Here is a 7665-nt window from a genome sequence, read left to right on the forward strand (position 1 = left end):
TGCGGCCAGTGCAGCGACGGCTTTGGTGCACGACGCCCAGCCCAGATCCCGCAGCAAATGCCGAGCATGGCCTTGTAAGACGATTCTGATCGGGCATCAGTTTTGTCCTGCACACACAAACACCTACATATTTCACTAGCTGAAATTACCCATTTCGTGGGAAGCTATAGATGTAACTGAATGCTCAACACATTCCAACAGGATTTCTCGTAATGCTGGCCCACTTTTTCTGGAGCGGTCCCTCAGATGCGTCCCCAACCATGGGCGAGCATGATCCATGGCTGGTTCTGCTCTCGTTTCTGGTCAGCGTGATTGCTTCCAGCCAGGCCCTGCGTCTGGCTGCATTGGCGCAAAAAGCCGTTACGCCGCAATTGCGCATGCTGGCCATTGGCAGCGGCAGTCTCAGCCTGGGCGCCGGCATCTGGGCCATGCATTTCATTGCCATGCTGGGATACACCCCGCATGCCGATGTGAAATATGACTTGCCGCTGACCATACTCTCCCTCTTCCCAGGCATTGCCGCTTCGGCCGTGGTGCTGGCGCTGCTGGCCAGGCCACGACTGCAGCGCTTGCAGCTGATTTTGGGAGGAATTCTGGTGGGCCTAGGCATTGCTGCCATGCATTACAGCGGCATGGCTGCCATGCAAACGCATTCGCCGCACCAGTATTCCGCCCCCTGGTTTGCGCTGTCGCTGCTGGTGGGTGCTGCGCTGGCCATGTTGGCACTTTGGGTGCGCTTCGGTCTGGCGCGCGCTGATCTATCGCATTCGCTGGCCCGCAAGATGGGGGCATCCATCATCATGGGTGGCGCCATTGCCGGCATGCACTACACCGCCATGCTGGCATTGCGCGTAAGCGGTGGGTATGAGAGCGCGCTGTATGAGCAGACGCATGGCGACGACTCCCAGATTCTGGCCCTGACGATTGCCCTGGTCGCACTGGGTGTAGGCAGCCTGATCGTCCAGGCCAATGCCTTGTTGCATTACCGCTCACGATGGATGATTGAAGACATGAATGCCGCCCATTTGCGCGCCCTGGTGCAAATGGCTGCAGACGGCATCATCTGCATAGACACTTGCGGCATCGTGCTTGATTACAACCCTGCCGCCCAACGTATCTTTGGCTGGAGCGCGCAGGAGGTCATAGGCCGGAGCGTGAAAATGCTCATGCCCGCCGCCTTGGCCGATCAGCACGACCACTATGTCTTGCAGCACGAGAAGATTCAGCAAGAAGGCGGCCCCCCCCTCAAGGACAAGGTCTCGGAAGTGCTGGCCCAGCACAAGGACGGCTCGCTGATTCCACTGCGTCTGGCGCTCAGTCAAGCCGACGCCCGCGGGCAACGCATGTATGTGGGTATCCTGACGGATCTGAGCGAGCAGAAGAAGACTGCACGCGATCTGCGCATTGCCGTTACCGTGTTTGAGCACAGCTTTGAAGGTGTGGTGGTACTGGATGCCAACCGTCGCGTAGTGGACATCAATCCGGCCTACGAGCGCATGAGTGGCCTGGCGCGCAAGACTGCGCGCAACAAGGAATTTTCAGCCCTGTACATCGATATCGCCGATGATGCCAGCGCAACGGCAAGCGTTTCCAGCATCTGGACCGAAGTTCTGCGTACCGGCCACTGGCAAGGCGACTGGAAGCTGTTGCATACCGGCAACCCGCACCATCTGTCCATCACCGCAGTGCGTGATGAGCATGACCGGGTACACCACTACATCGGCGTTTGCTATGAAGGCATCAGGCAGCAGCAGTCCGTCTTGCATTGACGACCGGTTGCGAGTACCGCATTTTGCTTCTAAATAAATAGCAATATCCGGATATATCTATTGGGCTTGCGGCCTGTTTTCTCTATATTTGCAGCGCGACAGCTCGTGGATGGCCCGGGCAGGTCGCGGCGTCTGCCGGCCCGTAGCGTACAAGCAGCTATTATTCCGAGAGCTGCAGAAATAGCTGCCATGGCATATCGCCCGGCAGCTGGCTCGCTCCAAGTCCGCTTATCTCCCAGGATTCGACCCATGACAAATTCCACTGCCACCGCCGTGCTGGAAATGGCCAATCTGCCGGCTTCCATCACCCAGGCACAGACTTTGCCGCAACTGCTGGCGCTGCGCGTGAGCGAGACACCGGAGGGCGAGGCTTACCGCAGTTTTGACGAAAGCCGCCAGCAATGGAGCAGCCTGAGCTGGAAGCAGACAGCGGAACGTGTGCTGCAATGGTGCAAGGCCTTGGCCGCCCAGCAGTTGCCCGCTGGCGCGCGCGTGGCCATTTTGCTGCCCAACGGCCTGGATGCCATGACCATAGACCAGGCCAGTCTGCGCTGCGCCCTGGTACCGGTGCCGCTGCACGCCATCGATAACGCCGGTAGCGTGGCCTATATCCTGGCCGATTCCGGTGCCTCCTTGCTGCTGGTGGCCGACGCCAAAGCCTGGCAAAAAATATGCGCCACGGGCCAGAGCCTGCCCGAACTCAAGGCCGTCATCCTGGCCCCTCAGGGCAAGGCGGCACAAGAAGGCTACGACCCTCGGTCGCTGGTCGATGAAAACGCTTTGCCAGAAGTGCAGGCATTGCAGCAAATACCGCTGCTTCCTCTGCCTCAGTGGCTGGCCAAGGGCCGGGAACAAAACAGGCCCTTGCCTGCGCCGCCGGCCGAAGAGGACCTGGCAGGCATCGTCTACACCTCGGGCACCACGGGCAAGCCCAAAGGCGTGATGCTGACTCACCGCAACGTGGTCAGCGACCTGCATGCCGTCATGCAGCGGGTACAGGCTTTCCCTAGCGATGTGTTTCTCTCGTTTCTGCCGCTGTCGCATACCTTTGAACGCACCACGGGCTACTACCTGGCGGTGGCCTGCGGCTCCTGCGTGGCCTATGCCCGATCGGTGGCTCAGATTGCCGAGGACATGAAGACCGTCAAGCCCACGGTGCTCATCTCCGTGCCACGCATCTATGAGCGCGTGAATGCCAAGATTGTCGAGACGCTGGCCAAATCGCCATTCAAGCACCAGCTTTTCAACGCTGCCGTGGCGGTAGGGTGGAAACGTTTTTGCCAAGCCCAGGGCATCAAGCCCGAAGCGGGCGCTGCCGAAACCGATACGAACTCCGGCGGCTGGATGCAGCATCTTCCCTGGTGGCTGCTGCAAATACTGGTTGCCAAACCGCTGCTGGCCCAGTTTGGCGGGCGCTTACGCGCCGCAGTCAGTGGTGGCGCGCCACTGTCGGCCGCCAACGCCCGCGTATTTCTGGGTCTGGGCCTGCCCTTGATACAAGGCTACGGCATGACGGAAACCGCACCTGTCGTGGCGGCTAATGCGCTGGACGACAACCATCCGGCCACCGTAGGGCGGGCCTTGCCCACTGCCGAGTTGCGCATTGGCGAAGATCGCGAACTGCAGATTCGTGGCCCCATGGTGATGCGCGGCTACTGGAACCGCCCCGAAGACACGGCCAAGACCTTTACCGCAGACGGCTGGCTCAAGACCGGCGATCAAGCCGTCATGGAAGACGGACGGGTTCGAATTCAAGGACGCATCAAAGAGATCATCGTCACCTCTACCGGCGAAAAAGTGCCGCCCAACGATGTGGAGCAAGCCATCATGGCCGACCCGCTGTTCGAGCAAGTCCTGATACTGGGCGAAGACCGACCTTTCATCGCCTGCATCGCCGTGGTCAACACCACAGAATGGCAGGCCCTGGCCCAGGGGCTGGGGCTGGACGCCTCAGACCCAACCAGCCTCAACCACTCGGCGGCAGAACGCGAAGCCTTGGCCCGTATCGAAAAACAGACCCGCAGCTTTGCCCGCTATGCGGTGCCACGTGCAGTGCATCTGGTGCAGGAGCCGTGGACGATTGACAACAGTCTCATGACCCCTACCCTCAAGCTCAAACGCAAGAACCTGATGGCCTATTACGAGCAGGACATCGAGACCATGTACGGAAAACCGGTCGATCGCTGGAAAAACAGCGTGGTTGTTTGACATTAGGCCCGCTTTAGCGGGCCTCTAGTTTTTGAGGTCGATCTGTCCCTTTTCATTTTTTAGGTCTATCTATCGAATACATGTAAGTTACATTAAATACTGAAATACGCTGACAGAATTGGCGTTGCCTCGGAACTCCAAGTCCAGAATGCGTTGAACTCCCAGAGCGTGACGCTGCAAACACTGGTCTTACTACTTGGTTGCTTTGCAGGCGCACCTGGCATTGCGGTATTTCTGTACTGACTTGGCTTTGTCCAGCGCGGTCTGCCGCTTCGTCTTAAACGCCAATCGCCGATTGACCAAGTCGTGTGCGCCACTCTGTGCCCTGTAGTGCCACTACCAGCAGATCCCGTTCTACGCGCCAGATCGCGGGATCTATGCCAGAAATACTCGAAAACTCTCAGCACCGACAACGGCCTGGGGGCCCTCCGCTAGCCCTCTCCGCCGGCCGGCGCCAAATCTTGGTGTATGCAGAGATAGTTGCCCTCGGTATCTTTGAACCAGGCAGCTTTCTCGGACCCCAGCACGCAAACATGGTTGAGGGTCTTGAAGTCCGGAAAGTCGTAGTCCTCGAACACCACTCCCCTGCCCTTGAGCTCTTCGACGCTTGCGGCAATGTCCGAGACCTGGAAACTGATGGCCGTATGTTCCGCTTTGGTGCCACCGGGCTTGGGAAACAATGCCAGTGCACTGCCGCCGACCATATAGACAAACTTGCCGTCGGGCCGTAACACCCCACGCGTCAAGCCCAGACAGCCTTCATAGAAGGCCCGGGCGCGATCCATGTCCATCACCGGCAGCATCGTCGTCACAGCACAATGGGTCAGCATATGAGCTCCTTTCGCCCGTAGCTGCCAGAACGCAGCCGCTAAGCCGAGCAGACCAAGCTTAGTCTTCGCTTTGCCATTGCACCAGCCACCGCCGCCGCAAATGAACTGGGCGACATAGACTTTACGACTGGCCACATCCCTACCCACTGCGGTGAGGGAGAGCGCAGAAGCACGCAGCATCTGCCCCTCCCTTCAAACCCCGATCAGCGAGCGGCCCGATAAACGGACTGGCCTTCGACGATGGTCTCGAGCACCTTGATATCCTTGATAGCCATGGGATCGACCTTGGCGAGGTTATCGGACAGAACCACCATGTCCGCGTACTTGCCGACTTCGATGGAGCCCCGCTCTTTTTCCTCGAAGTTCTGGCAGGCCGCGTTGATCGTCGTCGCGCGCAAGGCATCGGCGACCGGAATGCGCTGCTCCGCGCCCAGGACCACACCGCTGGTGGTCGCGCGGTTCACGGCAGACCAGATCAGGCGCATGGGCTCCATGGGTACGATGGGCGTGTCCGTGTGGATGGTGTAGACCAAGCCTCGCTCCTTGGCCGAGCGCGCCGGGCTGATGCGTGATGCCCGATCCGGGCCGATGAAGATATCGCGGTGGCGGTCACCCCAGTAATAGGTGTGCAGCACGAAAAAGGAGGGTATGGCAGCCAGACGCTTGACCTCATCCAGTTGGTCCTCGCGCATCATCTGCGAGTGGATCAGGACTTGTCTGGCATCTTTGCGCGGCGATGCCTCTTGCGCCTTGCGGTAGGCATACAGCACATCGTCGATGGCCGCATCGCCATTGGCGTGGATCATGATCTGGCGGCCGGATTCATGCACTTTCAGCACTCTTGCCGCCAGATCTTCGCGGGTAAAGCGCGGAAATCCGCGGTAATGCGTGTCGCCGTGAAAAGGCGTGTGGTAGTGCTCGCCCAAGTAGCCGGTATAGCCCTGGATCGAGCCGTCCGAGAACTCCTTGACCCCGCCAACCTTGATCTTGCCGCTGCTCAGCTTCACCTTGTCCACGGCGTCCATGGTGTCGAAGCCGCTCCAGGTCACCACACGGATAGGCAGTTTTCCGGCCAACGCCGTCTCATCGAGCATCTTCAGCAAGGTCGGCGTGGTCGCTGCACCGTGGTTGGCCGTCGTGACACCGTGCGATGCATACCATTGCCCGGCCAGACGAATCCCTTCGCGCTGCTGGGCGTCGGTCAGTGCCGGCCGGATTTTGGCAACCAGATACAAGGCCGTCTCCTCCAGTACACCATCGGGCTCGCCCTTGGCGTTCTTGCGAATGACTCCGCCCTCAGGATTGGGCGTGCTGGCCGTGATGCCCGCCAGGGCCAGCGCAGCGCTGTTGGCGACGGCGAGGTGGCCCGAGACATGGGTCAGGAAAATCGGCTGTGTCGCGGATATCTGGTCGAGATCGGCGCGCGTGGGATGGCGCTTTTCGGCCAGCAAGGTGTCGTCGTAGCCCGAGCCGCTAACCCACTCCTTGGCACCAACCTTGGCCTGCTGGGCCTTGAGCAGCGTCACGATGTCGCCGATATTGCGCACCGTGCCTATGGGCGGACTGTTCAGATCGGCCACAAAAGTGCCGGTCAATTTGGCGACGGCAAAGTGGCTGTGCGCGTCATAGATGCCGGGGATCATGGTCTTGCCCTGCAGGTCCACCACCTTAGTGTTGGCTCCTATAAATCCGGCGATGTCCTTGGCTCCGCCCACGGCCAGGATTTTTCCGTCGCGTATGGCCACGGCCTCAGCCTGCGCATTACTCTGGTCTACCGTCAAGATATTGGCGTTGGTGTAGACAAGCTGGGCTTCTGGCTTGGCGGCTTCTTTGCCCGCGCAGGCGGTCAGCGCGATGCTGGCAAGAAGAGCCAGTCCCAAGTAGTTACGGCTGCGCTCGCTCGGCCTCGATGGTTGAAGCAAGCTGGTATCTGGATGCATATGAAGTCTCTGATCGATTCAATTCCAATGGCCGCCAGCTGCCGGCTGGCCATTGCGCGTTTGGCACACAGGCGCAGCTATGCGCTGAGCCTGGTCAATGGATAAAGGGGAAAAGCGCCTGCCAGTGCTGACCGTTCGTTGGCCTGCTCGGCAGGGCCGGTGTGCTGTCGCGGATGGCGCAGCGGTCCGTGGGCTTGACCGGCAGATGTGCCGATGCACCATCGCTTGTGTATGAGCGGATGCAAGTCCAGTGCGCCAAGGCTATGGCAAGCACTCGTAATTGCTTCGCGGGATTACCCGAGATTCCGCTGCTTTGCAGAAGCTTTTCAGCCCATTCAGCCTTGACGCCCCAAGCCGACACCTCGCCAAGCTCAGCCTTTTCAAGTCGGCTAGAAAACATGCTGTGGCCCAAGCCCCTCGCGTTTTCGCCCGCCTTGGTCAAAGCCTTGCGAGTGAAAGTTTTCGCCTCTATGTGCAGAATACTGCCCTTATCCTTTAGACGGATCCGGGCTGCACATGCGCTCTGGCCGTCCGCTCTCTTCCTGGCTGTAATCGTCCCCTGCTGCTAGTGCTACAAGCTGTTTTCGTAGCACTGCCGTAGCACTCAGGGACATGAATCGGGGTTTTGGGGCGTTTTCCAGGGTGCTGAATCAGTGCTGCAAGCCCTCGAATGTCATCGATGAACGATATAAATATCAAAGAAAATTAACCACTTCACAGCATGTGGCGCATGTCGGTTGCGCCGATGATGGACTGGACAGGCACAACGCTAACCAATTGATTTTCAATAGTAAATCGGCGTTGTTGCATAAATCGCAGGCTAGGGTCAGGTAGCCTCGTGCGATGAGTCATTCCCCGCAGTCCAAACCTCGCTATCGCACCACCAACTGGAAGCAATACAACGCAGCGCTCAAAGCG

The 7665-nt window shown here is 59.2% G+C and carries 6 protein-coding genes; 2 read left to right on the plus strand and 4 right to left on the minus strand.

Features of this window, described 5'->3' with window-relative positions; genetic code table 11:
- The first annotated feature begins 212 nt into the window (after positions 1-212).
- Both ACNAZA_RS13625 and ACNAZA_RS13630 read left to right on the plus strand, forming a co-directional pair.
- Entirely contained in the window at positions 213-1769 is a 1557-nt protein-coding gene (locus ACNAZA_RS13625; protein WP_415797092.1) for an MHYT domain-containing protein, read from the plus strand.
- A 249-nt stretch (positions 1770-2018) separates the two neighbouring features.
- Positions 2019-3977, plus strand: coding sequence for an AMP-dependent synthetase/ligase (locus tag ACNAZA_RS13630; RefSeq protein WP_415797093.1), 1959 nt, complete (start codon positions 2019-2021; stop codon positions 3975-3977).
- Between the two features lie 431 nt (positions 3978-4408).
- Here ACNAZA_RS13630 and ACNAZA_RS13635 read toward each other — a convergent pair whose 3' ends face one another.
- From ACNAZA_RS13635 to ACNAZA_RS13650, 4 genes are all read right to left on the minus strand, one after another.
- Positions 4409-4807 carry a VOC family protein gene (locus tag ACNAZA_RS13635; RefSeq protein ID WP_120967953.1) on the minus strand — a complete coding sequence of 133 codons (399 nt, stop codon included), beginning with the start codon at positions 4805-4807 and terminating at the stop codon, positions 4409-4411.
- A 203-nt stretch (positions 4808-5010) separates the two neighbouring features.
- Positions 5011-6747, minus strand: coding sequence for an amidohydrolase (locus tag ACNAZA_RS13640; RefSeq protein WP_415797094.1), 1737 nt, complete (start codon positions 6745-6747; stop codon positions 5011-5013).
- Positions 6748-6841: 94 nt separating this feature from the next.
- Positions 6842-7147: a hypothetical protein gene (locus ACNAZA_RS13645; RefSeq protein ID WP_415797095.1), complete on the minus strand. Its 306-nt coding sequence runs from the start codon at positions 7145-7147 to the stop codon at positions 6842-6844.
- 314 nt (positions 7148-7461) lie between these two features.
- On the minus strand, positions 7462-7665 hold a 204-nt coding region (locus ACNAZA_RS13650), incomplete at its 5' end, for a hypothetical protein (protein WP_415797096.1).

This window comes from Comamonas aquatilis (assembly GCF_965139575.1).
Lineage (GTDB): Bacteria > Pseudomonadota > Gammaproteobacteria > Burkholderiales > Burkholderiaceae_C > Comamonas > Comamonas aquatilis.

Bases quoted from the DNA above. Each gene is read 5' to 3' on its own strand.
- ACNAZA_RS13625 (WP_415797092.1), top strand. From the start codon at position 213: ATGCTGGCCCACTTTTTCTGGAGCGGTCCCTCAGATGCGTCCCCAACC.
- ACNAZA_RS13630 (WP_415797093.1), top strand. From the start codon at position 2,019: ATGACAAATTCCACTGCCACCGCCGTGCTGGAAATGGCCAATCTGCCG.
- ACNAZA_RS13635 (WP_120967953.1), bottom strand. From the start codon at position 4,807: ATGCTGACCCATTGTGCTGTGACGACGATGCTGCCGGTGATGGACATG.
- ACNAZA_RS13640 (WP_415797094.1), bottom strand. From the start codon at position 6,747: ATGCATCCAGATACCAGCTTGCTTCAACCATCGAGGCCGAGCGAGCGC.
- ACNAZA_RS13645 (WP_415797095.1), bottom strand. From the start codon at position 7,147: ATGTTTTCTAGCCGACTTGAAAAGGCTGAGCTTGGCGAGGTGTCGGCT.